Here is a 25,871-nt window from a genome sequence, read left to right on the forward strand (position 1 = left end):
GACAGAATCGCACCCGTGAACACGCCCAACGCCGAGATCGTCGTCGACGTCGCGGCCATCCGGCACAACGTCCGCAGGCTGCGGGAGTGGGTCGGTCCGGACGTGCAGATGATGACCGTCGTCAAGGGCGACGGCTACGGACACGGCATGCTCGATGCGGCGCGTGCCGCGGTCGCCGCCGGCGCGGACTGGCTCGGTGTCGCCACGTACGACGAGGCGCTGACGCTCCGCGCCCACGGCTACACCGGCCGCCTGCTCTGCTGGCTCGGCGTCCCGGGTCAGGACGTCGTGCCGCTGGTCGACGCCGACGTCGACGTCACGGCGTACTCCGTCGCGGAGCTCGACGTGATCCGTGCGGCGGCGCGCGAGGCCGGCGTGCCGGCCCGGGTGCAGCTCAAGATCGACACGGGCCTCTCGCGCGGCGGCGCGACGGCCGCGGACTGGCCGGGCCTGGTCGCGGCCGCACGCGAGGCCGAGGTGGCCGGCGAGGTCCGGGTGACCGGCATCTGGTCCCACCTCGTCGCCTCCGACGACCCCGGCCACCCCGCCAACGACCTGCAGGAGAAGGCGTTCCTCGACGCGCTCGCGATCGCCGACGCGGCCGGCCTGCAGCCGGAGGTGCGCCACCTCGCCAACAGTGCTGCGGCGGTGCTGCGGCCCTCCATGCGCTTCGACCTGGTGCGGTGCGGGATCGCGTCGTACGGCCTGGACCCGGCCCCCGGCGTGACGCCCGCCGAGCTCGACCTGGTGCCGGCGATGACGGCTCGCGCTCACCTGGCCATGGTCAAGCGGATCGAGGCCGGCGCGGGGGTCTCCTACGGTCACCTCTGGGTCGCGGACGCGCCCACCACCCTCGGGCTCGTCCCCGCCGGCTATGCCGACGGCGTCCCGCGGCACGGGTCGAACGTCCTCGAGATCGCGGTGGCCGGTGAGCGCCACCCGCTCCGCGGGCGGGTCTGCATGGACCAGGTGGTCATCGACCTCGGTCCGGAGTCGTCGGCACGGGCCGGCGACCTTGCTGTGCTCTTCGGCCCCGGCTCACAGGGCGAGCCCACCGCCACGGAGTGGGCCGAAGCGTGCGGCACCATCAACTACGAGATCGTCACGCGCATCGGCGGCCGGTTCGCCCGTACCGTCGTCGACAGCGCACCCGAGGGGCAGGCATGAGCTGGAAGACCCGGGCCTGGGCCGCGGCAGGTGCCGCCGGCGTGGCGGCTGCCGGCACGGCGGTCGGTGTCGCGCGGCACCGCCACGTGATCGCCGCACGCGGGGCGGGCGAGGTCGCGCGCCTCGGCTCCCTGCACTCCGACCCGATCACCGTCCACGCGACCGACGGCGTCGCGCTGCACGTCGAGATCGACCCGTTGCCCGAAGGGGCCGGGCGACGGCCCCGTCACCGCGGCCGCGCGCGGGGTAACCAGCCGCGCATCGAGGACCTCACGGTCATCTTCGTCCACGGGTTCACCCTCAACCTGGACTCGTGGCACTTCCAGCGGGCCGGCTACCGCGGTCAGGTGCGCACGGTCTACTACGACCAGCGCTCGCACGGCCGCTCCGGTCGGTCCAGCCGCGAGAACTCCACGATCGAGCACTGTGCCGAGGACCTCGTGCGGGTGATGGACGAGGTCGCCCCCGACGGGCCCGTCGTGCTCGTCGGCCACTCCATGGGCGGCATGACCATCGTGGCGCTCGCCGAGGCGCACCCCGAGCTCTTCGGCGAGCGCGTCGTCGGCGTCGGCCTCGTCGCGACGACCGCGGGTGGGCTCTCGCCGCTCCACATGATCGTGCCGGTCATCCCCGAGGGGTTCGGGGCCGACCTGGCCCAGCGCGTCATCGCCGGCCTGGCCCGCGGGTCGCGGGTCATCGAGCACATGCGCCGGCTCTCCTCCTCCGTCGCGCTCGTGGTCACCGACATGTTCGCCTTCGGCGACGAGGTGCCGGCGGCGTACGTCGAGTTCGTCGACGCGATGATCTCGGCCACGCCCTTCGAGGTGCTGTCGGAGTTCTTCCCGAACTTCGAGGCGCTCGACAAGTTCTCCGCGCTCTCCGCCCTCGAGCGGGTGCCCACCGCCATCATCGGCGGCACCGAGGACAAGCTGACCTCGATCGGGCACAGCCGCAAGCTGGCCAAGGCGATCGCCGGCTCGGTGCTCACCGAGTGCACCGGTGCCGGTCACATGGTGCTGATCGAGCGCCACGAACAGGTCAACGCCGCCCTCGACCAGCTGATCGCGGGTGCGCTCGACCCGGCGTCCTGGCCGGCCACCACGGCGGAGGCAGCCGTGGCCGACGAGCCTGGCGGCATCGCCGGCAGTGCGGTGGAGGCCCCGTGACCGTCGAGACCCGTCGGGTCGGCCCCGAGGCCGCCGCCGACCTCTACGCCGTCGTCCGCGCCGCCTTCGAGGGGCGGCCGCCGCTCGACCCGCCTGCAGACGCGCTGGCGGAGACCCCCGAGACCCTGGAGGCCGCCCTGGCTGCCGGACCGGGCGGGCTGCTCGCCTACGTCGACGGCGAGGTCGTCGGCGGCCTCCTGCTCGACCCCGTCACCACCGAGCTCGGTGACCTCATGGCGCTGCGCCGCTTCGGCGTCGTCCCCGGCGCGCGCCACCACGGTGTCGCCCACGTCCTGATCGCGGCGGCCGTCGAGGTCGCGCGGGAGATGGGCCGGACCGGCCTGACCGTGCTGGCCCGCCAGGAGCTCGAGTCCAACATCGGCTTCTGGGCGAGCAACCACTTCGCTGAGGTCGGCCGCCACGCGCCGTACGTCGAGATGGTCCGGCCGCTGCCGGTCTCCGCGCCCGCCCCGGACGCCGACGCGATGCAGGCGCTCGCCGGCGAGCTGGCCGGGGTGCTGCGCGCGGGGGACCTGCTGGTGCTGTCCGGAGAGCTCGGGGCGGGCAAGACGACGTTCACCCAGGGACTCGGTGCGGGCCTGGGAGTGCGGGGCGGGATCACCTCCCCGACCTTCGTGATCGCCCGCGTGCACCCGTCGCTGGTCGACGGTCCGGCCCTCGTGCACGTCGACGCCTACCGGCTCGGCGGGCTCGACGAGCTCGACGACCTGGACCTCGACACCTCGCTGGACGAGGCGGTCACGGTGGTCGAGTGGGGAGCCGGCATGGCCGAGGCGCTCGCGGACGAGAGGCTCCACGTGCGCATCACGCGGGCGGTCGGCGCCGACGCCGTGCCGTCCGAGGAGGACACCGACGACCCGCGGGTCGTCGAGTTCGTGCCGGTCGGTGCCCGGTGGCTGGGCGTCGCCCTGCCCGGCACTTCCCCGGGGACGCTGCCCGGTGCTGTGGCCGGTGCGGTGGCCGACGCGGGTCGCTGAGCCGCCGGCTCGTTAGCCTGTCCCTGTGCTGCTCGCCTTCGACACCGCCACCGCCCTGGTCTCGGTCGCCCTCCACGACGGATCGACGGTCCGTGCGGAAGCGGTCTCCGACAAGCCGATGAAGCACGGCGAGCAGCTCGCCCCGCTGATCGAGGCGGTCCTCGCCGAGGCCGGCGCGACGCCGGCCGACCTCACCGGCGTCGCGGTCGGCGTGGGCCCGGGACCGTTCACCGGCCTGCGCGTGGGGCTGGTCACCGCGCGCACCCTCGGCTTCGCACTGGGCGTGCCGGTCCACGGGGTGTGCACGCTCGACGTGCTCGCCGCCGAGGCCGTCGCCTCGGGCGCCGTCGTGGGCGACTTCGTCGTGGCGACCGATGCCCGCCGCAAGGAGGTCTACCTCGCCGCGTACGACGAGACGGGCGCCCGCGTCAGCGGGCCGGAGGTCGTGCGTCCCGACACGGCGGCGACCAGCCGGCCGGCCGTCGGGGAGGGGCCCGTGCTCTACCCCGCGGCGTTCCCGCACGGGGTGGGGCCCGCCCAGCCGAGCGCGGGCTGGCTCGCTCGCCTCGTCCTCGCCGGCACCGTCGAGGTGCTCGACCCCGAGCCGCTCTACCTGCGGCGGCCGGATGCGGTCGCCGCCGTCGTACCCGCACCGAAGACCGGCCGGTGATCCGGCCCGCCACGGTCGATGACGCCGCTGCGATCGCTGCCCTGGAGCCGGTGCTCTTTCCCGGCGACGCCTGGTCGCGGGAGCAGGTCGCCGAGGAGCTGAGTGGCTACGGCCGTCGCGGGTGGGTCCTGCTCACGTCGTCTGCGGCCGGTGAGCCCGGCTCAGCCGCGGAGGTCGCGGGCTACGTGATCATGCGGACGGTCGCCGACGTCAGCGACCTGCAGAGGATCGGCGTGGCCCCGGACGGGCAGCGGTCGGGGGTGGCGTCGCAGCTGATGGACGTCGCGCTCGACGGCGTACGGGAGGACGGAGCCGAGCGCGTCCTCCTCGAGGTCGCCGAGGACAACGCGGCTGCGCGGGCGCTGTACGCGCGCTTCGGCTTCGTCGAGATCGACCGGCGGCCCCGGTACTACCGCAGCGGGGCCGCCGCTCTCGTGCTGGAGCTGGCGCTGCCTGCTCAGGGCAGGTAGTAGGTCGGGTTCGGCAGTTTCACGGTCCGGTCGGCGTGACCCCCGGCGAGGTCGCTGAACTGGTCGCCGAAGTTGGCGATGACGTCGAAGCCCTGCGACTCGAGGTACGCCCGCGCCGCCGACTTGTACTGGACCGTCGAGCAGGAGCCGGTCGCGCAGCCGGTGCCGCCGTAGATCGTCGGGTCCGGGGTGGTGCCGGAGTTCCACCTGGTGAAGTAGTGGTCGGCGGAGAAGTGGCGGTAGCCCACCTTGGCGAGGTTGCCGAGCGTCGCGGCCCGCTGGGTGTCCCTGCGGCCGGTGATGCCGACGACGGTGCAGCCGGCGTCGCCGACGGCGTTGACGAGGTCGACCATGCCGGGCACGGCGGGGAACGCCTGCGGCTGCACCCAGTCGCGGTCCTGGGCCACGGGGTCGAACACGAACTTCATCGCCCCGTCCTCCATGTCGTAGGTCCACAGCGTGGTGTCGTCGGCGTCGAAGACCACCGCCGGCTCGAGGCCCGCCCGCAGCTCGCGGCGGCAGGCGTTGACCAGGCGGTCGCGGTTGTCGGCCTCGATGCCGGCCAGCTCGGCGATGTACGGCGAGGACGCCTTGTCGGCGATGCCCGCGCTGCTGGCCCTGTAGTAGGTGCGGATCGTGGACTTCACCGCGTCGATGTTGGGGATGCCCTCACCGCCCTCGGTGCGCCCGGAGGACCCGTCGGCCGCCATCGTGAACTCCGTGCGCGGGGCCAGCGTGGCGTCGCTCTCCGGGGCACCGGCGATGTCCGGGCTCGGGAGGTAGTACGTCGGGTTGGGCAGCTTGAGCGACTGGTCGGCGTACCCGCCCTGGAGGTCGGAGAACTGGTCGCCGACGTTGAGCGCGATGTCGTAGCCGAGGTCCTGCTCGATGTGCTTGCGGGTGTTGGCCTTGTACTCCACGGTGGTGCACTTCGGCAGCGCACAGGTCACGTACGACGGCATGACCGACGGCTTGGTGTAGAAGTTCTCGGCGGTGAAGACGGGGGCGCCGTCGACGGCGTACCCGTCCCTGGCGAGGTTGTCGACGGTCGCGGGCTCCTGGGACTCGCCGCGGCCGGTGATGCCGAAGATGGTGTAGCCCTTCGCAGCGACGGCGGTGACGAAGTCGGGCATGCCGGGCACGGCGGGGAACTGCTCGTTGGTGACCCAGGTGTTCTGCAGGACGGGGTCGAAGCTGAAGTGCATGGCCCCGTCCTCCATGTCGTAGGTCCACAGCGTGGTGTCGTCGGCGTCGAAGACGACGGCCTTGTGCGCCGCCGGGTCCACCGTGGGCAGGCGCGCGAGCGTGGCGGCCTGGAGGTCGGCGAGCTCGGAGATGTAGGGCGAGGTCGTCTTGTCCGCGATGCCCTTGCTCGAGGCGCCGTAGTACGCGCGGATCGTCGACTTCACCACGTCGATGTCCGGGAGGGCGTCGCCCGACGCGGTGAGGCCGCTCGAGCCGTCAGCGGCCACGGTGAAGTGCGTGGCCGGCGTGAGGTGCCGGTCCGGATCGGCCTGGGCACCGGCCGGCGATGCGGCGGCGAGGAGGGTGCTGGCGACCGCGGTGGTGGCGGTCAGCGCGGGGACGAGGCGCCGCGAGCGGAGGAGGTTCATCGAGTGTCTTCCCGGGAAAGAGTCGAGTGTGGTGGAGCGGACGCTATGCCTCGACTGCTTCGGAGAGGTGAACCCGAGGACACGGCACAATAACGACCATGACTGAGCCCCTCGTCCTCGGAATCGAGACCTCCTGCGACGAGACAGGTGTCGGCATCGTGCGCGGCCACACCCTCCTGGCCGACGCGGTCGCGAGCTCGGTGGAGGAGCACGCGCGGTTCGGTGGCGTCGTACCGGAGGTGGCGTCGCGCGCCCACCTCGAGGCGATGGTGCCGACGATCGAGCGCGCCTGCGCGACCGCCGGCGTCGCGCTGCGCGATGTCGACGCGATCGCGGTGACGTCCGGTCCGGGCCTCGCCGGAGCACTCCTGGTCGGCGTGGCGGCGGCGAAGTCGCTCGCGCTCGCGCTCGACAAGCCGCTCTACGGCGTCAACCACCTCGCCTCGCACGTCGCGGTCGACCAGCTCGAGCACGGTGCGCTCCCGGACCGCTGCCTCGCGATGCTGGTGTCGGGCGGACACTCGTCACTGCTGCTGGTCGACGACATCACCCTCGGCGTCACGCCGCTCGGAGCGACGATCGACGACGCGGCGGGTGAGGCGTTCGACAAGGTCGCGCGCGTGCTCGGGCTGCCGTTCCCGGGCGGTCCGCACATCGACCGCGCGGCGCGTGACGGCGAGATCACGATCGACTTCCCGCGCGGCCTCTCGACCCGCAAGGACCTCGAGCGGCACCGCTTCGACTTCTCCTTCTCCGGTCTCAAGACCGCCGTGGCCCGCTGGATCGAGGCACGCGAGGCCTCGGGCGAGCCGGTGCCGGTCGCGGATGTCGCGGCCAGCTTCCAGGAGGCGGTCTGCGACGTGCTGACCCGCAAGGCGATGGACGCGGCCCTCGAGCACGACATCGACACGATCATGATCGGCGGCGGCGTCGCGGCGAACTCGCGCCTGCGGGCGCTGGCGGAGGAGCGAGCCGCGGCCCGCGGCATCCGCGTGCGCGTCCCGCGGCCTGGCCTCTGCACGGACAACGGCGCGATGGTCGCGGCGCTGGGTTCGGAGCTGGTCGCCCGCGGCCGCACCCCCTCCGCCCTCGACCTGCCCGCCGACTCCTCCCTCCCGGTCACCACCGTCGTCGCCTGACCCTCGCCGACACGGGGCGTGTGCCGCGCCGAGACGGGCCTCGTGCCGCGCCGAGACGGGCCTCGTGCCGCGCCGAGACGGGCCTCGTGCCGCGCCGAGACGGGCCTCGTGCCGCGCCGAGACGGGCCTCGTGCCGCGCCGAGACGGGCCTCGTGCCGCGCCGAGACGGGCCTCGTGCCGCGCCGAGACGGGCCTCGTGCCGGGCGGCCTGTGGAGAACCTCGGCACACGCCCCGTGTCGGCGCGGCACACGCCCCGTCTCGGCGCAGGAGGCGGGTCAGAGGGATGCGGCGAGGGCGTCGACGGCGAGGTCGATCTCCTCGGGCGTGACGACGAGCGGGGGAGCGAGCCGCAGGGTGTGGCCGTGCGTGTCCTTGGCGAGTACGCCGTGGGCGAGCAGCCGTTCGCAGACCTCGCGCCCGGTGCCCACCGACGGGGCGAGGTCGACGCCGGCCCACAGGCCCAGGCTGCGCACCCGGGTCACCCCCGTGCCGACCAGCTCGTCCAGCCGTGACCGCAGGTGCACGCCGAGCGAGGCCGCCCTCGCCTGCCACGTCCCCTCGGCGAGCATCGCCACGACCTCGGAGCCGACCGCGCAGGCCAGCGGGTTGCCCCCGAACGTCGACCCGTGCTGCCCCGGCCGGAAGACGCCCAGCACGTCGGAGTCGGCGCACACTGCCGAGACCGGCAGGACGCCGCCGCCCAGGGCCTTGCCGAGCAGCACGACGTCGGGGCGCACGCCCCAGTGCTCGCAGGCGAGCGTCCGGCCGGTCCGGGCCAGTCCGCTCTGCACCTCGTCGGCGATGAGCAGGACGCCGGCAGCCGTGCAGGCGGCGCGCACGGCCGGCAGGTAGGCGGGCGGCGGCACGATCACCCCTGCCTCGCCCTGCACCGGCTCCAGCAGCACCGCGACGACGCGCGGGTCCTCGAGGGCCGAGGCCAGCGCCGCCTCGTCGGCGTACGGGACCGTGTGGAAGCCGGGCGTCCAGGGCCCGAAGCCGTCGTGGGCCACGGGGTCGTCGGAGAAGCTGATGATGGTCGTGGTCCGGCCGTGGAAGTTGCCCGACGCGACCACCACCACCGACTCCTCGCAGGGCACGCCCTTCACCACCGAGCCCCACAGGCGCGCCAGCTTGAGCCCCGTCTCGACGGCCTCGGCACCGGTGTTCATCGGCAGGACCATCTCCGTGCCGACGAGGTCGCCGAGGGCGGCGCAGAAGGGCCCGAACCGGTCGTGCCCGAAGGCGCGCGAGACCAGCGTCATCCGCTCCAGCTGTGCCTCCGCCGCCGCACGGATCCGGGGGTGGCCGTGCCCGAAGTTCAGTGCGGAGTAGGCCGCGAGGAAGTCGAGGTAGCGCCGCCCCTCGACGTCGGTCACCCAGGCGCCTTCGGCGTGCGACGCGACCACCGGGAGCGGCGCGTAGTTGTGCGCGGCGCGCGCCTGGGCGAGGGCGAGGTGCTCACCGGAGCTCCTCATGCCGCCGCCACCGCGTCCCGCAGCTCGAGGGTGCAGCACTTCGCCCCGCCGCCCCCGCGCAGGAGCTCGGAGAGGTCGACGGGCACGGGTACGTAGCCCCGGGAGGAGAGCTCGGCGACCAGGTGGCGGGCGGCCGCGGCGACGACGACGTGCCGCCCGTCCGAGACGGCGTTGAGACCGAATGCCAGGGCGTCTTCCTCGGTCGCCTCGATCGCGTCGGGGAAGAGCCGCTCCACCACGCGCCGACTGCCCGGGCTGAACGCCGGAGGCCACCACGCGACGGTGCGGTCGTCGAGCACCGCGAGCGCGGTGTCGAGGTGGTAGAACCGCGGGTCCACCAGCACCAGCGACACCACGGGTACGCCGAAGAGCTCCTGCGCCTCGGCGTGCGAGGCCGGGTCGGAGCGGAACCCGGATCCTGCGAGCAGCCAGTCGCCGGCGAGCAGGAAGTCGCCCTCGCCCTCGTTGAGGGCGACCGCGTCCGTGACCTCGATGCCCTGCGCGCGCAGCCACGCGGCGTACGCCCCTGCCTCGGCGGCGCGCTCGGCGTGCCGGAACCGCACGCCGAGGGCATGGCCGTCGATCACCAGGGCGCCGTTGGCGGCGAAGACCATGTCCGGGAGCCCGGGCAGCGGATCGACCAGGTCCACCACGTGCCCGAGGTCGAGGTACGTGCGGCGCAGGTGCTCCCACTGCGCGAGCGCGAGGTCCGTGTCGACGGCTCGCGAGGAGTCCATCCACGGGTTGATCTCGTACGCCACCGTGAAGTGCTCGGGTCGACACATCAGGTAGCGACGGGCTCGTGCGGTGCGGATCTCCTCACCGCGCGTGCTGCCGCTCCGTGGCGTGCCGGCCCGACCAGGGGTGGCGGGGGCCATCTCCACCATGCAACGACGCTACTCCCGGGCGTCGAGCCGCGGGAAGGATCAGATCGGCTCGACCAGGTACGCCGCTCCGGCACCGGCCACGCGGGTCAGCACGAGGGTGCCCTCGTGGGCGCCGCTCAGCGCGAGCCGCTTGCGCAGCTGCTCGGGCACGACCTGCACGCCGCGGGGCTTGATCGCCAGCCGCCCGATGCTGCGCTCGCGCAGGGCCGCCTTGAGCTGCTTCTCGCGGTACGGCAGCTCCTCGACCACCCGGTAGCCGCGGGCGAAGGGCGTGCGGAACGCGCTGTCCGAGGTGACCCAGGCGATCTTCTCGTCGACGAGGCCGCCGTCGACGCCGGCCGCGACTGCGGTGACCAGCCCCGCGCGGATCACCGCGTCGTCGGGCTCGTAGAGGTAGCCGCCGACGGGCCGCACGGGCCGCTCGGTCGCGCCGTCGTAGGGGTCGTCCTCCTCGGTCAGCGTCGCCAGGCCGCCGCTCGCCGGGATGACCGTCGCGCGGCGTCGGGCGGTGGCCATGGCCGGCGACCAGAGGGCGGCCTCCTTGAGGTCGCCTGCCTCGCTGACCCACTCGGCCTCGACACCCTCGGGCACGAGGTCGTGCGGGATGCCGGGCGCGACCTTCACGACGGACGCCCGTCCGAAGAGGCCGAGCACGAAGTCCCACGACGGCGTCCAGCCGTTGACGTCGAAGACCCGTCCGCTCGAGGTGCGCCGCGCGGGGTCCGCGAAGCAGGCCCCGAACCCGCTCAGGTCGAGCTGCGTCGAGTTCGCCACCTCGACGGCACCGGCGAGCCCGAGCGCGGCGAGGTTGGCACGCGCGATCTCCACCCGCAGCGGGTCCAGGTCGACGCCGGCCGCCGTCAGCCCTGCGCGCGCGAACGCCGCGAGGTCGCCGCCGATGCCGCAGCCGAGGTCGATCACGCTCTGGGGCGCGAACGCCGCGAGCCGCGCCGCGCGGTGGGCGGCGATGCGTGGCCGCGTCGCCTGCTCGAGCGCGTCGCCGACGAAGTACATGCGCAGCGCGTCGTCACCGAACTTCGCCACGGCCCGGACGCGCAGCTGGACCTGGCTCAGTGCCGCGGTCGCACGGTCCGGGTCCGGCTCGAGCCGGCGGACCGCGGAGGCTGCCGCCACAGGGTCGCCGGCCACGTCGGCGTACGCGTGGGCGGCGCGGTCGAGCAGCTGCTGACCGGCGTCGGTGAGCAGCCAGCGGAAGGCGTCGAGGTCCACGCGCGGAGCCTAGTGGTGCAAGGCGTGGCACGCTGAGGCCCATGCACGTCTACGTGATGCCGCTGAAGCGGTTCCTGAGCTGCCAGGTGTGCGAGGGCACCCTCTTCCTGCAGCGCGAGATCAAGATGAACACGACCGGCATGTCCTTCTTCGACCTCGACTGGGCCAACAAGTCCGCCGACGGCGCGATCTGCCGCCGCTGCGGCTTCGTCCACACCTTCATGGGCGGCGGGCTGCAGTGGATCGCGCCGGAGCAGGTCAAGCCGGAGGACCTCCCGGTCGACCCGCTCGCCTGAGCGAGTCGGGTGCGCGGCCCTCCGCAGGACCCGTCGACCAGCGCACTCCGCTCGCGACGTCAGCGGCGGCGCAGCACCCGACCCGGCGTACGCAGCACGGCGTTGCCGCCCCGCACGCCGAGCCTCGCGCCACCCACGGCACCGCGGACGCCGAGGCGCGCGGCCGCTCCGGGCGCCCGGACCGCGCTGCCGACCGGGTCGGCGATCGCACCCGCGACGACCGCCGCGTCGTCGAGGTGCGTGAGGACGAACGGAAGGTGCTTGACCGCGCGCAGGTCGCCGTGCCGGATCACCGGCGGGACCGCGGCGACGGTGACCTTCACCGCGAGCCGGACCGTCGTCGGCGACGGCAGCGCGGCCGAGACCGGCCCCGGGAGGGCGGCCTTCGGCAGCGTCGGAACCTTCGGCAGGCGGAGCGCGTTCATGTGCCGGACGATATCGTCGGGAGTGGCCGGCGCGGCCGCTTCGAGGGCGACCTCACACGGCCGCCTCCGGAGACCGCGAGAAGGACAGGGGAGCGCAATGGGCAAGGCAGCCACGACCGCGAAGGTGCTCGGTACCGGGGCGAAGGTCGCCGTGAAGTACGGCCCGCAGGTCAAGATCGCGTGGGACAACGGTGGCAAGCAGGCCGGCGCCGCGGCAGCCCGCCGCGCCCGGTCGGTCACGGCGAAGCGCAAGGCGCTCAAGCAGGCCGCCACCGTCCGCGAGGGCTCGATCCTGAAGGTCGCCCCCAACGGCACCACGACGTACGTCGTCTTCACCGGCGACCAGCCGATCGCGACGTACCCGCACTCGAACCTGCCGTTCGAGGTGCTGCTCGCCCACGCCGACCTGTCCAAGCGGATCCCGGCCGCGACCGCCTGAGATGACCGAGCTGCGTCCCGATGCGGGGAACCCCGCCGGGGCGCGCACCGTCTTCGTCGAGGGCGACAACCTCGACGTCCTGCCGCTGCTGCCGAAGCTCCCCGAGCTCGAGGGCCGGCCCGTCGACCTGGTCTACATCGACCCGCCGTACAACACCGGCAACGGGTTCGCGTACGCCGACAAGCAGGGCTACGGCCGTGGCCGGCACGAGGCCTGGACGGCGATGCTCCGTCCCCGGCTCGAGGCGGCCCGCGACCTGATGGCGCCCAGCGGCGCGATCTTCGTGAGCATCGACGACAACGAGGTCGCCCACCTGCGCCTCCTCCTGGACGAGGTCTTCGGCGAGCGCAACTTCATCGCCCAGGTGGTCGTGAACCTCAACCCGAAGGGGCGCCAGCTCGGGCCGTTCTTCGCGACCAACCACGAGTACCTGCTCGTCTACGCGCGCTCGCTCGCCGCATGTGCCCTCGACCCGACGAGCACCCACGAGGTGACCGAGGCCGACTTCCCGCAGGTGCACGAGGACGGGCGGCGGTTCCGCCACCTCCCGCTGCGCAACACCAACAAGAAGTCCAACCCCGAGACCTGTCGGACGCTGGCCTACCCGCTCTGGGGCGACCCGGTGTCGGGGCGCGTCGCGACGACGCCGTTCGACGGTGCTCGGGAGATCTGGCCGGTCTTCGGCGACGGGTCGCCGGCGGTGTGGCGCTGGTCCACGCGGCTCGTCGACGAGCGGCCCGCCGACGACCTGGTCTGCCGCACGCTGCGGGGTCGGCTGGGGGAGCGCGTCGACGTCTTCCAGCGGGACTGGCTGCACCCGGACCGCCGCAAGAAGCTCCGCACGATCTGGACCCACGAGGAGGTGGGCTCGACCGACACCGCGGTCGCGGAGGTGAAGGCACTGGTCGGCAAGGTCTTCGAGTCGCCCAAGCCGACCGGCCTGCTCCGACGCGTCCTGGAGACCTACCCCGACGACGCCGTCGTGCTCGACTTCTTCGCCGGCTCCGGTACGACGGGGCACGCCGCGTTGCTGGCCGACGCCGCCGACGGCGGCACCCGGCTCTCGATCAGCGTCAATGCACCCGAGGAGACCCGGCCCGCCTCGCCGGCGCGCGCCGCGGGATTCGCGCGGGTCAGCGAGATCACCGAGGCACGGCTGCGCGCCGCGGCCGCCGTCCACGGGGCTGCCGTGGCGGCGTACCGCCTGGGCTGACCGGGTGGGCCGCCCGGACCGGCGCGGCTCAGCGGAGGCCGGCGGCGACCTCGAGGTCGACCAGGGCGTCCTCGAGGTGGACCAGGAGGCGCTGCAGGTGCGGGACGGTCCGCCGGCAGCCGGTGAGGCCGAGCCCGACCTGGCCGTTGTAGGAGACCGCGGTGACGTTGAGCGCCTGCCCGTGCATCGGCACGGATGCCGGGTACATGCCGACCAGCTTGGCGCCGTTGTAGTACATCGGCACCTTCGGGCCCGGCACGTTGGAGATGGTGATGTTGAACGGCGGGTTGACCACGCTGTTGAGCCGCAGCAGCGGCGTCAGCATCGACGGCGCCATGCCGAGGCCGGCCATCGCGATGATCTGGGTCTTCGTCATCGACGCCATCATCTCCTTGCCCGACGCCATCGAGGCGTGGATCGACTGGAGGCGCTCGGCGGGGTCGGCCAGCTCGGTGCCGAGGCGGACCATCAGGGTGCCGACCGCGTTGCCGCCGGCGGTGGAGGCGACGCCGGCCTGCTTGGCGTTGAGCCCGACCGGGACCATGGAGACGAGCGAGGTGTCCGGAAGGGCGTTGAGGTCGTCGAGGTAGGTGCGCAGCGCGCCGCCGTTCATGGCCAGCAGCACGTCGTTCATCGTCGTGCCGGTGGCGTCGCCCACCCGCTTGAGCCGCTCGAAGGACCAGTCGTCGGCTGCGAAGCGACGGGCGCCGGTGATCCGCTGGTTGAGGATCGTCTTGGGCGCGGCGAACGAGACCGGCCCGGCCTTGGGCAGCGAGAGCGAGTTGCCGAGCGACTTCAGCGTCGCGCCGGGCAGGCCGGCGGCGTCGGCGATCGCGGCCATCGTGGAGCGGATCGCGCTCGGCGGGATCTCCGCGAGCGCCTTCGCCTGCTCGACGCGGGTGCGGTCGCGCGGCTCGCGCGGTGCCCGCTCCTGCCATGCGAAGGGCGGCTTCATGCCGCGCTCGTCGGGGTCGGGGGAGAAGCTGCTGGAGAGCAGCCGCATCGCGGAGACGCCGTCGACCAGCGCGTGGTGGATCTTGGTGTACATCGCGATCCGCCCGTCGGCGAGGCCCTCGATCATGTGGGTCTCCCACAGCGGGCGGTCGCTGGCCATGCGGGTGCCGTGCAGGCGGCTGGTCAGGTCGAGCAGCTCGCGGATCCGGCCCGGTGAGGGCAGCGCGCTGTGCCGGACGTGGTGCTCGATGTCGAAGTGGTCGTCCTCGGTCCACACCCACTGGCCGCCGGTCGCGATCGAGCGGTAGGGCCGCTTGGCGAAGAGCGGCTTGAGCCGGTCGATGGTGAGCATGTCCTCGTAGACCGTGCGGACGTAGTCGTCACCGGCGCCGTCGGGCTTCTCGAAGAGCAGCAGGCCGCCCACGTGGATCGGCATGTTCCGGCTCTCGGCCAGGAAGAACGCCAGGGACTGCGGGTCCAGCGGGGTCGCCATCGAGCTGCCTCTTCTCCTCCGGGGGTACGCCGTGCGGCGCTGCCGGATGCGGGCAGCCTAGCCACCCCTCCGGTCGTCCGTCCGGGGTTGCTCGTGGTCTGCCAAGATCCCGTCATGGAACTGCCGCCACTCGACCTGGTCCGCACCCGCGGCCGCACCTCGGTGGCGGCCCGGATCCGTCGCCTGCAGTCGAAGGCGTGGCACATCGGGCAGTGCGCGGTGGCGGCTGCCCTGGCCTGGTTCGTGGCAGCCGACGTGCTGGGCCACCACGTGCCGTTCTTCGCGCCGGTCGCTGCCGTGGTGGCGCTCGGGACCTCCTACGGGCAACGGCTGCGGCGGGTCGCCGAGATCGCGGTGGGGGTGGCGCTCGGTGTCTTCATCGGTGACATGTTCGTGCTGGCCGTCGGCAGCGGTGGGTGGCAGATCGGCCTGGTCGTCGGGTTCGCGATGATCGCGGCGATGCTCCTCGACGGTGGCCAGCTGATCGTCACGCAGTCCGCGGTCCAGGCGATCATCGTGGTCGCGCTCGCCTCGCAGACCGGCACCGGCCAGCCCATCGACCGCTGGATCGACGCGCTCGTCGGCGGAGGGTTCGCGCTCCTGGCGGCCGCGGTCGTCCCCGGGGCGCCGCTGCGCCGTCCCGGCGAGCAGGCGGCCGTCGTGGTCCGCAAGATCGCCGCGCTCCTGCGTGCCGCCGCGGACGTCATGGTGCACGGCGAGGTCGAGCCGGCCATGGCCCTGCTCGCCGACGCCCGCACCACCGACCGGCTCGTGCGTGAGCTGCGGGCCTTCGCCGACGAGGCGGTCGCGATCACGGTCTCGCCGCTCCAGCACCACCACCGCGACCGGATGAAGCAGATGGTCGTCCTCGCCGAGCCCGTCGACAAGGCGCTGCGCACGACGCGGGTGCTGGTCCGGCGCACGGCCGTGGCGGCGTACCACCGCGCGCCCGTGCCCCCGCAGTACGCCGAGGTGTGCCGCGAGCTCGCCGACGCGGCCGACCTGGTCGCCCAGGCGCTGGCCGGTGGCGGGGAGAGCACCGCGGCGCGGGAGGCGCTGCTCCAGGTCGGTCACCGGACCGCAGCGCTCGGCCGCTCGCACGCGCTCTCCGTCGAGGTCGTCCTCGCCATGCTGCGTGGCCTGACGGCCGACCTGCTCGAGCTCACCGGCATGAGTCCGCTCGAGGCGACCGATGCCCTGCCGCTGCCGAGCCGGGTCTGGCTGGACACCGAGGACCGTCCCGAGCCGGGGTGACGTCGCGAGGTCACCGGCTCCTTGCCAGCATGGGGGGATGGACGAGACCCGCCTTCGGCACATGACGATCGACCTCTGTCTCCGGGTCGGGGAGCTGCTCCTCTCGTCGGGGGCGGGAGCGGCTGACGTCGTGGCCACCATGCAGTCGGTGGCGCGCCACCTCGGGCTCCGCAACGCGACGGTCGACGTCACGTTCACCTCGCTGGCGATGTCGTGGCAGCCCGACCCCGGTGAGCCGCCGGTCGCGCTGCTCCGCAACGTCGTCCAGCGGGAGATCGACTACCAGGACCTCAGCCGGGTCGACCGGCTGGTCGCGCAGATCCTCGCCGGCGAGGTCGACCTCGTCGCGGCACGGGCGATCGTGGCCAAGGTGAGCTCGACCGGCCACCGCCGCGGCCGGACCAAGGTGACCCTGGGCTGGGGCGCGATGTCGGCCGGCGTCGCGTTGATGCTCGGTGGTGGAGCGCTGGTCTGCGTGATCGCGTTCGGCGCCGCTGCGGCCATCGACCGGCTCCAGGCCGCCATGGCCCGGCGGCGGCTGCCGCGCTTCTACCAGCAGGTCGCCGGTGGTGCCGTGGCGACACTGATCGCGGTCGTGACGGCGTCCCTGGACTCCTCGCTCGATCCCTCCCTCGTGGTCACCGCCAACATCGTCATGCTGCTCTCCGGCATCGGCTTCATGGGTGCGCTGCAGGACTGCCTGACCGGCTTCTACGTCACCGGCAGTGCCCGGATCACGGAGGCGCTGCTGGCCACTGCCGGCATCATCGCGGGGGTCAGCGGTGGCCTGTCGTTCGCCCACGTCGTCCACGTCGACGTGGGCCGGATCGAGCAGTGGCACAACACGCTGCAGGGCGTCGCGGTGGTCGTCGTCGGTGCGGCGATCTGTGCCGCCGGCTTCGCCTACGCGTCGCACGCGCCGAAGCGGACCCTGGTGCCGGTCGCCTCGCTCGCGGCCCTTGCCCTCCTGGTCTCGCGCCAGATCCAGGCGGGAGGCTTCGGTGCCACCTGGGGCACCGGGGTGGCGGCGTTCGTCGTCGGTCTGCTCGCCTGGACGCTGAGCCGGTGGTTCGCGGTGCCGCCGCTCGTCATCGTCGTCTCCGCGGTGGTCCCGATGCTGCCCGGCTTCGCGATCTACGGCGGCCTCTCCGAGCTCGGTGGCGACAGCGCCAACCCCGCGGCGGGGATCCTCTCCCTGGTCACCGCGGCCTCGATCTCCCTGGCGCTGGCCGCCGGGGTGATCCTCGGGGAGTACGTCGCCCAGCCGGTCACCCGCGAGGCCCGGCGCCTGGAACGCCGCCTCGCCGGGCCCCGGCTCGTCGGTCCGCTGCGAGCCAAGTCAGCAGGTCGCTGAGCGGTCGCCGAGCGCCCGTCGAGGGGTCGTCGGGCGGCTGTCGAGCGGGCGGACGGACCCCGGGTTCCCGGATCCGTCCGACTTGTCCATTGCCAGCGCGTCGTCCGCAGGTGCACCGTTGAGGGACGCCGGAGCGGGAGGCCGTTCGAGGGGACCGGCGATTCACTCCAGGAGTCATGTCGATGAGGAAGTTCCTTCCGTCCGTGGTCATCGCGCTCGTTGCGGGGTCGTTCTCGCTCGCGCCGCCGGCCGCAGACGCCGCAGGCCAGCGCCTGCACCCGGTCGCCGTCTGCGGCACCCCGGCGCCCGGCTCGGCTGCGTGCCACGCCAAGGTGATGGTGAACGGGTCCGGCGTGGTGCCGGCCTCGACCACGCCGGCCGCCTCGGCGCTCACGCCGGCACAGCTGCAGGACGCCTACAAGCTGACCGGGCTGACCTCGGGCGCGAAGACGGTGGCCATCGTCGACGCCTACGGCTACACCAGCCTCGAGCGCGACCTCGCGACGTACCGCTCCTACTTCGGGCTGCCGGCGTGTACCACCGCCAGCGGCTGCCTGAAGATCGTCGACCAGAACGGCGGCACCAGCCTGCCGCGCATGGACGTCGGCTGGGCCGGCGAGCAGGCGCTCGACGTCGACGCCGTCTCGGCGATCTGCCCCGACTGCAAGATCGTCGTGGTGCAGGCGAAGACCGCGTCGTTCGCCAACCTGGGTGCCGCGGTCAACACGGCCGCGAAGATGGCCGGCGTGGTGGCGATCTCCAACTCCTACGGCTCCAGCAGCGATGCCTCCGACGCCAGCTACGGCAGCTACTACAACCACCCGGGCATCGCGATCACCGCGTCGACCGGCGACAACGGCTACCAGGGCGGCTCCTACCCGGCGTCCTCGACGTACACGACCGCAGTCGGCGGCACCTCCCTGGTCAAGGACGGCAGTGCACGTGGCTGGAGCGAGTCGGCGTGGAGCGGCGCGGGCTCGGGCTGCTCCACGTACAACGCCAAGCCGTCGTTCCAGAACGCGGTGCCGACCGGCTGTGCCAAGCGCGCGATGGCCGACGTCTCCGCGGCGGCCGACCCCGGCAAGGGCGGCATGGCGGTCTACTACCCGACGAGCCGCTCCACCTCCACGTGGGCGCAGGTCGGTGGCACGAGCGAGTCGGCGCCGATCATCGCCTCGGTCTACGCGCTGGGAAGCAACTCGCTCGCGGGCTACCCCAACGCGGTGCCCTACGCGCACACGGCGAACCTCTTCGACGTCACCAGCGGCAGCAACGGCACCTGCCCGACGTCGCAGTGGTGCAACGCCGGCTCGGGCTGGGACGGTCCGACCGGTCTCGGTACGCCGAACGGCGCCGGCGCCTTCTGACCGCGAGACGGGGCTCGTGCCCACGCGAGACGGGGCTTGTGCAGGGAATCCCTGCACAAGCCCCGTCTCGGCGCTGCACGGGCCTCGTCTCGGCGTTGCACGAGGCCCGTCTCGGCGTCAGTGCTTCTTCTTGGTGGCCTTCATGACCCGGCCGGAGCCGAGCGCGATCAGGTCCTGGTAGCGCGAGCCCGTGAACTTGCCGAAGTTGTGCACGGCGTGGGCGTCGATGCCGATCAGCAGACGGGCCTTGTCCTTCTTGACCGCCTTGAGGATCTGCTGCGCGGCGGACTCGGCGGTGGTGCGCGCGAGGTACTTGTCGAAGAGCTCGGCCGTCTTGGCCTGGTCCTCGCCCTCCGAGACGCGGGCGTTGCGGGCGATCGCGGTCTTGATGCCACCCGGGTGCACGACGGTGACGCCGACGCCGGTCTTGTTGGCGAGCATCTCCTCGCGGATCGCCTCGGTCATGCCGCGCACGGCGTACTTCGTCGCGTTGTACGCCGACTGGCCGGGCATCGAGACCAGGCCGAAGAGCGAGGAGATGTTGACCAGGTGGCCATCGCCTGACGCGATCAGGTGCGGCAGGAACTCCTTCGAGCCGTGCACGACGCCCCAGAAGTTGATGCCGACGATCCAGTCGATGTCCTTGTACTCCAGCTCGGTGAAGTCACCGGCCAGGGCGACGCCGGCGTTGTTGACGACCAGGTTGACCCGGCCGAAGTGGTCGACGACCGACGCGGCGTACGCCTGGAAGGCAGCGCGGTCCGCGACGTCGAGCTTCGCCGTCTGGACGTCGGGGGAGCCGGCGGCGCGCGCCTTCTCCGCGGTCTCGGCGAGGCCGATCTCGTTGACGTCGGAGATGGCGAGCAGGGCGCCCTTCTTCGCGGCCTCGACGGCGAGGGCCTGGCCGATGCCGGAACCGGCACCGGTGATGACGACGACCTTGTCCTTCAGGGACTTCATGCTGGGTTGCTCCTGAGCGTTGGGTGAGGTGGGGCGATTCTGCCGGGATCAGCGGTTGCCGGGAAGGACGAGCTTCTTGCCCAGCGCGAAGACGTCCTGGTAGCGCGAGCCGGCGAACTTGGTGAGGTTGTGCAGTGCGTGCGCGTCCAGGCCGACGAGCAGCCGGGCCTGGTCCTTGCGCACGGCGCCCCAGATGATCTTCGCCGCCTTGGCCGGGTCCATCCGGCCCAGCTTCTCGAACGCCGCGTTCAGGGCGTCGGCGTCCTCGTGGGCGGTGGTGCGGCCGTTGCGGACGATGCCGGTGCGGATGCCGCCGGGGTGAACGCAGGTGACGCCGACCGGATGCTTCGCGACCAGCATCTCCTCGCGCAGTGCCTCGGTGAAGCCGCGGACGGCGTACTTGGAGGCGTTGTACGCCGACTGGCCCGGCACCGAGAAGAGGCCGAAGATCGAGCTGATGTTGACCACGTGGCCGTCGCCCGAGGCGATCAGGTGGGGGAGGAACGCCTTGGTGCCGGTGATGACGCCGTCGACGTTGATGCCCATGATCCAGTCGAACTCCTCGAGGGTCATGTCCTCGAAGTCGCCGGTCATGGTGACGCCGGCGTTGTTGACGATGACGTTGACCCGGCCGAAGTAGCGGGCGACCTCGTCGGCGTACGCCAGGAAGGCGGGGCGGTCGGCGACGTCCAGCTTCGCGCTGTGGACGTCGACGGCGCCGGCGTCCTTGGCGAGCGCCACGGTCTCGGCCAGGCCGGCCTCGTTGACGTCCGAGATCGCGACGAGCGCGCCCTCGCCCGCGGCGTGGACGGCGAGCGCGCGGCCGATGCCGGAGCCGGCACCGGTGATGACGACGACCTTGTCCTTGAGGGTCTTCATGTCTGTGTCGCCTTTCAGGCCGGGGTGCCGACGTACTTGTCGAGGTCGAAGCGGGAGAGGTGGTTGCGGAAGGTGAAGGTCTGGCCCGGCCACAGGGTGGTGTTGTTGCCGAACTCGTCGACGTACCAGCTGGCACAGCCGCCGGTGACCCACACCGTGGGCTGCATGCGGCGCTGGACCTCGTCGTTCCACGCGTCCTGTGCCTCGAGGGTGGGCTCGACCGCGGCCAGGCCCTCGCGGCGCAGCGTGCGGGCCGCGTCGACGATGTAGCGGACCTGCGACTCGATGATGAAGATGATCGAGCTGTGGCCGAGTGCGGTGTTGGGACCGACGATCTGGAAGAGGTTCGGGAAGCCGTGGATGGTCGTGCCCTTGTAGGCGCGCATGCCCTTCTCGCCCCACACCTCGGCCAGGGTGCGGCCGCCCTTGCCGGTGATGTGGCCGGCGATCGGCTGGTCGGTGACGTGGAAGCCGGTGGCGATCACGAGGACGTCGATCTCGCGCTCGACGCCGTCCTTGTCGACGATCGAGTTCGGGCGGATCTCGGCGATGCCGGAGGTGACCAGGTCGACGTTGTCGGACGCGATCGCCGGGTACCACTTGTTGGAGACCAGGATCCGCTTGCAGCCCGCGCGGTAGTCGGGGGTGACCGCGGCGCGGAGCTCGGGGTCCTTGATCGCCTTGGCGATGTTCTGCTTGCCCTGGAGCTCGACCAGCTTGAGGAGCGCCGGGAACTTCGCGAACGCCGGAACCCGGCCCTCGAGGGTCGCGTAGACGCCGGCGCGGACCGCGCGCTGGACCCCCGGGACGTGGCGGAACGCCAGCTTCTCGAGCCTGCTGAACGCGCGCTCGTTGCGGGGGATGATCCAGTTCGGCGTGCGCTGGTAGACGTCCACGCGGCCGGCGATCTTCTGCAGCTCGGGGACGAGCTGGATCGCCGAGGCACCCGTGCCGATGACCGCGATGCGCTTGCCGGCCAGGTCGACGTCGTGGTTCCAGCGGGCGGAGTGGAAGGTGTCGCCGGCGAAGGAGTCGATGCCCTTGATGTCGGGCAGCGAGGGCTCGGAGAGGCCGCCGGAGCCCGAGATCAGGGTCTTCGCGGCGTAGGTGCGCTTCGTGCGCCCGTCCACCGAGCCGGTCGTGACGATCCAGCGCCGCGTCGCCTCGTCCCAGACGGAGTTGTGCACCGCGGTCTCGAGGACGACGCGGTCGAGGATGCCGGCCTTCTCGGCGACGCCCTTGGTGTACTCCCAGATCTCCCGCTGCGGCGAGTAGACCTTGGACCAGTCGGGGTTGAGGGCGAAGGAGTAGCTGTAGAGCTGGCTCGGGACGTCGCACTCCGCGCCCGGGTAGGTGTTGATGTGCCACGTGCCACCGACGTCGCTGTCCTTCTCGATGACGACGAAGTCGGTCTCGCCGGCCTCGTCGAGCTTGATGGCGGCACAGAGGCCGGCGAAGCCGGCGCCGATGATGAGGTGGTCGACCTCGGTGATCCGGGATGTCATGCGTCGAGAGTAGGGACGCTGTTGAACAAGCGTCAATAGCGTTGTTGACCGTGGTTCAGTAAGATGCGCCACATGGCCACCCGGACCCGGCTCTCGCCCGAGCAGCGCCGCGAGCAGCTCCTCGCCTTCGGCGTCGCGTGGATCGCCGACAAGCCGTTCGACGAGCTCTCGCTGGACCTCCTCGCCGAGCACACCGGCGTCTCGCGCGGCCTGCTGTACCACTACTTCGGTGGCAAGCAGGAGTACCAGTACGCCGTCCTGCAGCGCCTCTCCGACGACCTCTTCGAGGCGACCGCACCGGTCGACCACCCCGACATGGTGCAGCGCATGCGCGTCTCGCTGGAGAACTTCGTGCGGTGGGTGCGGGAGCACCGCACGTCGTACGAGGAGTTCCTCGCCGCCGCGCGTGGTGGCGGCAGCCCGGAGGTGGCTGCGATCTACGCCCGGGGCCGCGACGCGCTCACCGACCGCATCTTCGAGTCGGCCACCACCGAGGAGCTCGCCGCCTACGGCATCGTCGACTCGGCTGCGACCCGCCTCTTCGCCCGAGGCTGGGCGACCATGGTCGAGGACGTCGTGCGAGCATGGCTCGACGAGCCCGGGGACCTCACCGAGGACGCGATGATCGATGCGTTCACCCTGTCGCTCGGCGGCATCCTCGGGCTCGTCGCTCCGCTTGCCTGACCCCGCGGTGTCACACCGTGGACGCCGGCCGGAAGATCCACCACCGCATCGCCACGAACCGCAGCCCCGTCGCCACCAGGTTGGCCACCGTCAGCACGGTGATCTCGACCGTGTGCGGCGCGGTCGGCGCCGTCGCGTCGAGGACCACCAGTGCACCGCTGGTGAGCAGCAGCCCGACGCCGAACACGAGGAGCCCCTGGCCGTGGTGCGCGGCCAGCGACTCCCGCCCGCGTACGCCGAAGGTCAGGTGCCGGTTGGCGGCGGTGTTGACCACGGCCGTCAGCCCGAGCGCCAGCGCGTTGGCTCCCTGGGCCGGCACGAGCTGCCGCAGGAGCAGGAAGAGGAGCGCGTAGGCCAGCGTGCTGGCCACCCCGACGAGCGCGAAGAGGCCCAGCTGGTTGCCGAGACGGCCGCTGCGGCCCCGGACGTCGAGCTGCGCCCGGACGTCGGCGAGGGGCAGCCGGCCGGCGAGGAGGTTCCAGCCGAGGCGGCCCATCCCCTTGAGGTCGTCGACGGCGGTCTGGACGATGTCGACCCGGGAGTCGGGGTCGTCCACCCAGTCCACCGGCACCTCGTGGATCCGCAGGCCGGTCCGCTCGGCCAGCACCAGCAGCTCGGTGTCGAAGAACCAGGCGTCGTCCTCCACCAGCGGGAGGAGGACGTCGGCGACGTCGCGGCGTACCGCCTTGAAGCCGCACTGGGCATCGCTGAACCGGGCGCGGAGCGTGCCTCTCAGCAGCACGTTGTAGCTGCGCGAGACGAGCTCCCGCTTCGCCCCGCGGGTGACCCGTGAGCTCCGGTGGAGGCGCGAGCCGATCGCGAGGTCCGAGTGACCGCTCAGCAGGGGTGCGACGAGCGGGACGAGGGCGTTGAGGTCGGTCGAGAGGTCGACGTCCATGTAGGCGACGACGTCGGCGTCCGAACCCGACCACGCCCGCTTCAGCGCGCGGCCCCGTCCCTTCTCGGGGAGGGTGAGCACCGAGACGCCGTCGTACTGACGCGCGAGGTGTCGTGCGACCAGCGGCGTCGCGTCCGTGCTGGCGTTGTCGGCGATGGTGATCCGCCAGACCCACGGGAAGGCGCGCAGTGCCGCGGTGAGCCGCTCGACCGCGGCCGGCAGGGCCACCTCCTCGTTGTGGACCGGGATCACCCACTCGACGACCGGCTCGGTGGCCGGTGACTCGAGCGCGCTCATGACGCTGCCTGCGTGAGGTCGTAGAGCGTCACGCCGTCGACCGTGGTCGCCGCGAACGTGCTGCTCACCCAGCTGGCGATCTGGCTCGAGGCCGTGGAGCCGCCGGTCTGGCTGCCCGCACCCGTGCCCATGCCGCCGGCGATGAACCAGTGCACCTCGCCGTCGGCGACGAGCTGCTTGAACGCAGCGAGGGTCGGGCTGGGGTCGGAGCCGTTGAAGCCGCCGATCGGCATGACCGGCTTCTCCGTGGCGAGCTGGTAGCCGCTCGCGGAGTTGGAGCCGACGGCCGCCGCGACCCAGGTGTACTGGTCGGCATCCGCGAGCAGCAGCCTGGTGAGCGCCGTGCTCGGCGTGCTGCTGTTCAGCAGCCCGCCCGCGGCGCCGCCCATCCCCCCGCCCTCCGTGGCACCCGGGAACGGCATGCCCTGCTGGCCGGTCGGGCCGCCCTGGCCGGTGGGGCCCGCCCCGGGCACGCCCGGCGGGGTGCCCATCCGGCCGCGCATGGCGCCGCCGGGACCGCCTGCGCCGCCCGCGCCTTCCGGCCCGGCGGTCGGGATCGAGCCGGTGTGCGGCGTGGCCGCCGTCGACAGCGAGTACGCCGACGGCCCGGCGAGGACCGCGGCGATCGCGACTGCAGCGACGACCGGCGCCCAGCGGCCGGCGAGGCGCACCGCGCCGAGGGCGAGCGCGCTGCCGATGCCGCCGACGAGGACGACCCAGCGCAGCCACGGCTGCCAGTCGGTGCGCCCGAGCAGCTCGAACGCCCACACGCTGGAGAGTGCCGTGGTCGCTGCGAGGAGCCCGCTGGCCACGAGGTGGTCGCGGCGGGTCCACAGCACGTGCGCGCCGATGGCGACGCTGGCCGCGACCGCGGGAGCAAGGGCGACGGCGTAGTAGGCGTGGAAGATGCCTGCCATGAAGCTGAACGTCAGCCAGGTGACGGCCAGCCAGCCCGCCCAGACGGTCGCGGCTGCCGCCGTACGACGGGGGAGCGGTGCGAGGTGCAGCATCCGGGCGACGCGCGGGACGGCGAGAGCGAGGGTCGCGGTCGCGAGGAGCAGCGCAGCGGGAAGGAGCCACGAGCCCTGCGCGCCGTTCTCGCTGTCGAAGAGGCGGAACAGGCCGGTCGAGCCCCACATCGAGGTGCCGCCGCCCCTGCCGCCGCCGACCGAGCCGGTCTCGTTGCCGCTCAGTCGGCCCAGGCCGTTGTAGCCGAGGGTCAGCTCGAGGATCGAGTTGCCCTGCGAGCCGCCGATCCAGGGGCGCATGCTGGCCGGGACCAGCTCGACGATCGCGATCCACCAGCCGGCGGCGGCGATCATCGCGCCGAACGCGCCCAACAGGTGCAGGATGCGCCGGCCGGCGGTCACGGTCGCGGGGGCGAAGAGCAGATAGGTCAGCGCCAGCGCGGGTAGCACCAGGAACGCCTGCAGCATCTTGGTGAGGTACGCCAGGCCGACCAGGCCGCCACCGAGCACCAGCCAGCGCACGGCGCGTGGCGACTCGGTCGCCCGCAGCGTGGCGTGCACGGCGCCGATCATCAGCAGGACGAGCAGGGCGTCGGGGTTGTCGAACCGGAACATGAGCACGGCGACGGGGGTCAGTGCGAGCACCGCGCCGGCGAGGAGTCCGGCGAGGTGGCTGCCGGTCGCGCGCTTCACGGTGGCATGGAGCAGGGCGACGGCCGCGACGCCCTCGAGCGCCTGCGGGACGAGGAGACTCCAGGAGCTGAGTCCGAAGACCCGGATGCTGAGCGCCATCGGCCACAGCGACAGCGGGGTCTTGTCGACGGTGATCGAGCTCGCCGCGTCGGAGGAGCCGTAGAAGAACGCCTTCCACGACTCTGACCCCGCCTGGGCCGCAGCGGCGTAGAAGGAGTTGGCCCAGCCGGACTCGCCCAGGCCCCAGAGGTAGAGCAGGGCAGTCGCGGCGAGCAGGCCCAGCAGCGTCGCGCGCTCCGTCGTACGCCGGCGGGGTGGGGTGGATGCACGGGTGCCGGGCCTGGTGGGCTCGGCTGCGGGGAGGACGGCGGTCATG

General features: G+C 72.6%; 24 protein-coding genes. 13 read left to right on the top strand and 11 right to left on the bottom strand.

What is annotated here, in order from left to right; all coding sequences use genetic code 11:
* The first annotated feature begins 15 nt into the window (after positions 1-15).
* The 5 genes from alr to Q5722_RS10140 are packed head-to-tail and all read left to right on the top strand — an operon-like array spanning position 16 to position 4,471.
* Entirely contained in the window at positions 16-1,167 is a 1,152-nt protein-coding gene (gene alr, locus Q5722_RS10120) for an alanine racemase (RefSeq protein WP_305028080.1), read from the top strand.
* Positions 1,164-2,333: an alpha/beta fold hydrolase gene (locus Q5722_RS10125; protein WP_305028081.1), complete on the top strand. Its 1,170-nt coding sequence runs from the start codon at positions 1,164-1,166 to the stop codon at positions 2,331-2,333. Before alr ends, Q5722_RS10125 begins: the two co-directional genes overlap by 4 nt.
* On the top strand, positions 2,330-3,331 hold the full coding sequence (gene tsaE / locus Q5722_RS10130; RefSeq protein ID WP_305028082.1) for a tRNA (adenosine(37)-N6)-threonylcarbamoyltransferase complex ATPase subunit type 1 TsaE: 1,002 nt from the start codon (positions 2,330-2,332) through the stop codon (positions 3,329-3,331). Before Q5722_RS10125 ends, tsaE begins: the two co-directional genes overlap by 4 nt.
* A gap of 25 nt (positions 3,332-3,356) precedes the next feature.
* Entirely contained in the window at positions 3,357-4,001 is a 645-nt protein-coding gene (gene tsaB / locus Q5722_RS10135; protein WP_305028083.1) for a tRNA (adenosine(37)-N6)-threonylcarbamoyltransferase complex dimerization subunit type 1 TsaB, read from the top strand.
* Positions 3,998-4,471 (top strand): GNAT family N-acetyltransferase, encoded by a 474-nt coding sequence (locus Q5722_RS10140; RefSeq protein ID WP_305028084.1) that lies wholly within the window; start codon positions 3,998-4,000, stop codon positions 4,469-4,471. Before tsaB ends, Q5722_RS10140 begins: the two co-directional genes overlap by 4 nt.
* On the opposite strand, the gene Q5722_RS10145 is transcribed toward Q5722_RS10140, so the two are convergent.
* Complete coding sequence (locus Q5722_RS10145; RefSeq protein ID WP_305028085.1) at positions 4,459-6,084, bottom strand: HAD family acid phosphatase; 1,626 nt, start codon at positions 6,082-6,084, stop codon at positions 4,459-4,461. The genes Q5722_RS10140 and Q5722_RS10145 overlap by 13 nt on opposite strands.
* A 98-nt stretch (positions 6,085-6,182) precedes the next feature.
* Here Q5722_RS10145 and tsaD point away from each other — a divergent pair, with 98 nt between their 5' ends.
* On the top strand, positions 6,183-7,223 hold the full coding sequence (tsaD, locus tag Q5722_RS10150) for a tRNA (adenosine(37)-N6)-threonylcarbamoyltransferase complex transferase subunit TsaD (RefSeq protein ID WP_305028087.1): 1,041 nt from the start codon (positions 6,183-6,185) through the stop codon (positions 7,221-7,223).
* Between the two features lie 276 nt (positions 7,224-7,499).
* On the opposite strand, the gene rocD is transcribed toward tsaD, so the two are convergent.
* From rocD to Q5722_RS10165, 3 genes are read right to left on the bottom strand one after another with little or no spacing between them, the layout of a single operon-like run.
* Positions 7,500-8,699 carry an ornithine--oxo-acid transaminase gene (gene rocD, locus Q5722_RS10155; RefSeq protein ID WP_305028088.1) on the bottom strand — a complete coding sequence of 400 codons (1,200 nt, stop codon included), beginning with the start codon at positions 8,697-8,699 and terminating at the stop codon, positions 7,500-7,502.
* Positions 8,696-9,586: a dimethylargininase gene (gene ddaH / locus Q5722_RS10160; RefSeq protein WP_305028089.1), complete on the bottom strand. Its 891-nt coding sequence runs from the start codon at positions 9,584-9,586 to the stop codon at positions 8,696-8,698. Before ddaH ends, rocD begins: the two co-directional genes overlap by 4 nt.
* Before the next feature lie 39 nt (positions 9,587-9,625).
* Positions 9,626-10,816, bottom strand: coding sequence for a class I SAM-dependent methyltransferase (locus Q5722_RS10165; protein WP_305028090.1), 1,191 nt, complete (start codon positions 10,814-10,816; stop codon positions 9,626-9,628).
* Between the two features lie 41 nt (positions 10,817-10,857).
* On the opposite strand from Q5722_RS10165, the gene Q5722_RS10170 reads away from it, so the two are divergent.
* The gene (locus Q5722_RS10170) at positions 10,858-11,112 is read left to right on the top strand and encodes a hypothetical protein (protein WP_305028091.1); all 255 of its coding nucleotides are present in this window, start codon (positions 10,858-10,860) and stop codon (positions 11,110-11,112) included.
* Positions 11,113-11,171: 59 nt separating this feature from the next.
* Here the strand turns inward: Q5722_RS10170 and Q5722_RS10175 are convergent, their stop codons facing one another.
* Entirely contained in the window at positions 11,172-11,537 is a 366-nt protein-coding gene (locus Q5722_RS10175; protein WP_305028092.1) for a hypothetical protein, read from the bottom strand.
* A gap of 97 nt (positions 11,538-11,634) precedes the next feature.
* On the opposite strand from Q5722_RS10175, the gene Q5722_RS10180 reads away from it, so the two are divergent.
* Positions 11,635-11,976 carry a hypothetical protein gene (locus Q5722_RS10180; protein WP_305028093.1) on the top strand — a complete coding sequence of 114 codons (342 nt, stop codon included), beginning with the start codon at positions 11,635-11,637 and terminating at the stop codon, positions 11,974-11,976.
* A gap of 1 nt (position 11,977) precedes the next feature.
* Positions 11,978-13,189 carry a site-specific DNA-methyltransferase gene (locus tag Q5722_RS10185; RefSeq protein ID WP_305028094.1) on the top strand — a complete coding sequence of 404 codons (1,212 nt, stop codon included), beginning with the start codon at positions 11,978-11,980 and terminating at the stop codon, positions 13,187-13,189.
* A 28-nt stretch (positions 13,190-13,217) separates the two neighbouring features.
* On the opposite strand, the gene Q5722_RS10190 is transcribed toward Q5722_RS10185, so the two are convergent.
* Complete coding sequence (locus Q5722_RS10190) at positions 13,218-14,636, bottom strand: WS/DGAT/MGAT family O-acyltransferase (protein ID WP_305028095.1); 1,419 nt, start codon at positions 14,634-14,636, stop codon at positions 13,218-13,220.
* Between the two features lie 114 nt (positions 14,637-14,750).
* On the opposite strand from Q5722_RS10190, the gene Q5722_RS10195 reads away from it, so the two are divergent.
* The 3 genes from Q5722_RS10195 (at position 14,751) to Q5722_RS10205 (ending at position 18,611) form a co-directional block, all read left to right on the top strand.
* Complete coding sequence (locus Q5722_RS10195) at positions 14,751-15,890, top strand: FUSC family protein (RefSeq protein WP_305028096.1); 1,140 nt, start codon at positions 14,751-14,753, stop codon at positions 15,888-15,890.
* A 37-nt stretch (positions 15,891-15,927) separates the two neighbouring features.
* The gene (locus Q5722_RS10200; RefSeq protein WP_305028097.1) at positions 15,928-17,244 is read left to right on the top strand and encodes a threonine/serine exporter family protein; all 1,317 of its coding nucleotides are present in this window, start codon (positions 15,928-15,930) and stop codon (positions 17,242-17,244) included.
* 182 nt (positions 17,245-17,426) lie between these two features.
* Positions 17,427-18,611: a S53 family peptidase gene (locus Q5722_RS10205; RefSeq protein WP_305028098.1), complete on the top strand. Its 1,185-nt coding sequence runs from the start codon at positions 17,427-17,429 to the stop codon at positions 18,609-18,611.
* Positions 18,612-18,728: 117 nt separating this feature from the next.
* Here the strand turns inward: Q5722_RS10205 and Q5722_RS10210 are convergent, their stop codons facing one another.
* The 3 genes from Q5722_RS10210 to Q5722_RS10220 are packed head-to-tail and all read right to left on the bottom strand — an operon-like array spanning position 18,729 to position 21,955.
* The gene (locus tag Q5722_RS10210) at positions 18,729-19,571 is read right to left on the bottom strand and encodes an SDR family NAD(P)-dependent oxidoreductase (protein ID WP_305028099.1); all 843 of its coding nucleotides are present in this window, start codon (positions 19,569-19,571) and stop codon (positions 18,729-18,731) included.
* Between the two features lie 48 nt (positions 19,572-19,619).
* Positions 19,620-20,450, bottom strand: coding sequence for an SDR family NAD(P)-dependent oxidoreductase (locus Q5722_RS10215; protein ID WP_305028100.1), 831 nt, complete (start codon positions 20,448-20,450; stop codon positions 19,620-19,622).
* A gap of 14 nt (positions 20,451-20,464) precedes the next feature.
* Complete coding sequence (locus Q5722_RS10220; RefSeq protein ID WP_305028101.1) at positions 20,465-21,955, bottom strand: flavin-containing monooxygenase; 1,491 nt, start codon at positions 21,953-21,955, stop codon at positions 20,465-20,467.
* Between the two features lie 72 nt (positions 21,956-22,027).
* Here Q5722_RS10220 and Q5722_RS10225 point away from each other — a divergent pair, with 72 nt between their 5' ends.
* Complete coding sequence (locus Q5722_RS10225; protein ID WP_305028102.1) at positions 22,028-22,639, top strand: TetR/AcrR family transcriptional regulator; 612 nt, start codon at positions 22,028-22,030, stop codon at positions 22,637-22,639.
* 10 nt (positions 22,640-22,649) lie between these two features.
* On the opposite strand, the gene Q5722_RS10230 is transcribed toward Q5722_RS10225, so the two are convergent.
* Positions 22,650-23,834, bottom strand: a complete 1,185-nt coding sequence (locus tag Q5722_RS10230; RefSeq protein WP_305028103.1) for a bifunctional glycosyltransferase family 2/GtrA family protein — start codon at positions 23,832-23,834, stop codon at positions 22,650-22,652.
* The gene (locus Q5722_RS10235) at positions 23,831-25,870 is read right to left on the bottom strand and encodes a glycosyltransferase family 39 protein (protein WP_305028104.1); all 2,040 of its coding nucleotides are present in this window, start codon (positions 25,868-25,870) and stop codon (positions 23,831-23,833) included. The genes Q5722_RS10230 and Q5722_RS10235 overlap by 4 nt, the downstream gene beginning before the upstream one ends.
* Position 25,871 lies beyond the last annotated feature (1 nt).

Source organism: Nocardioides jiangxiensis (assembly GCF_030580915.1).
GTDB classification, from domain to species: Bacteria; Actinomycetota; Actinomycetes; order Propionibacteriales; family Nocardioidaceae; genus Nocardioides; species Nocardioides jiangxiensis.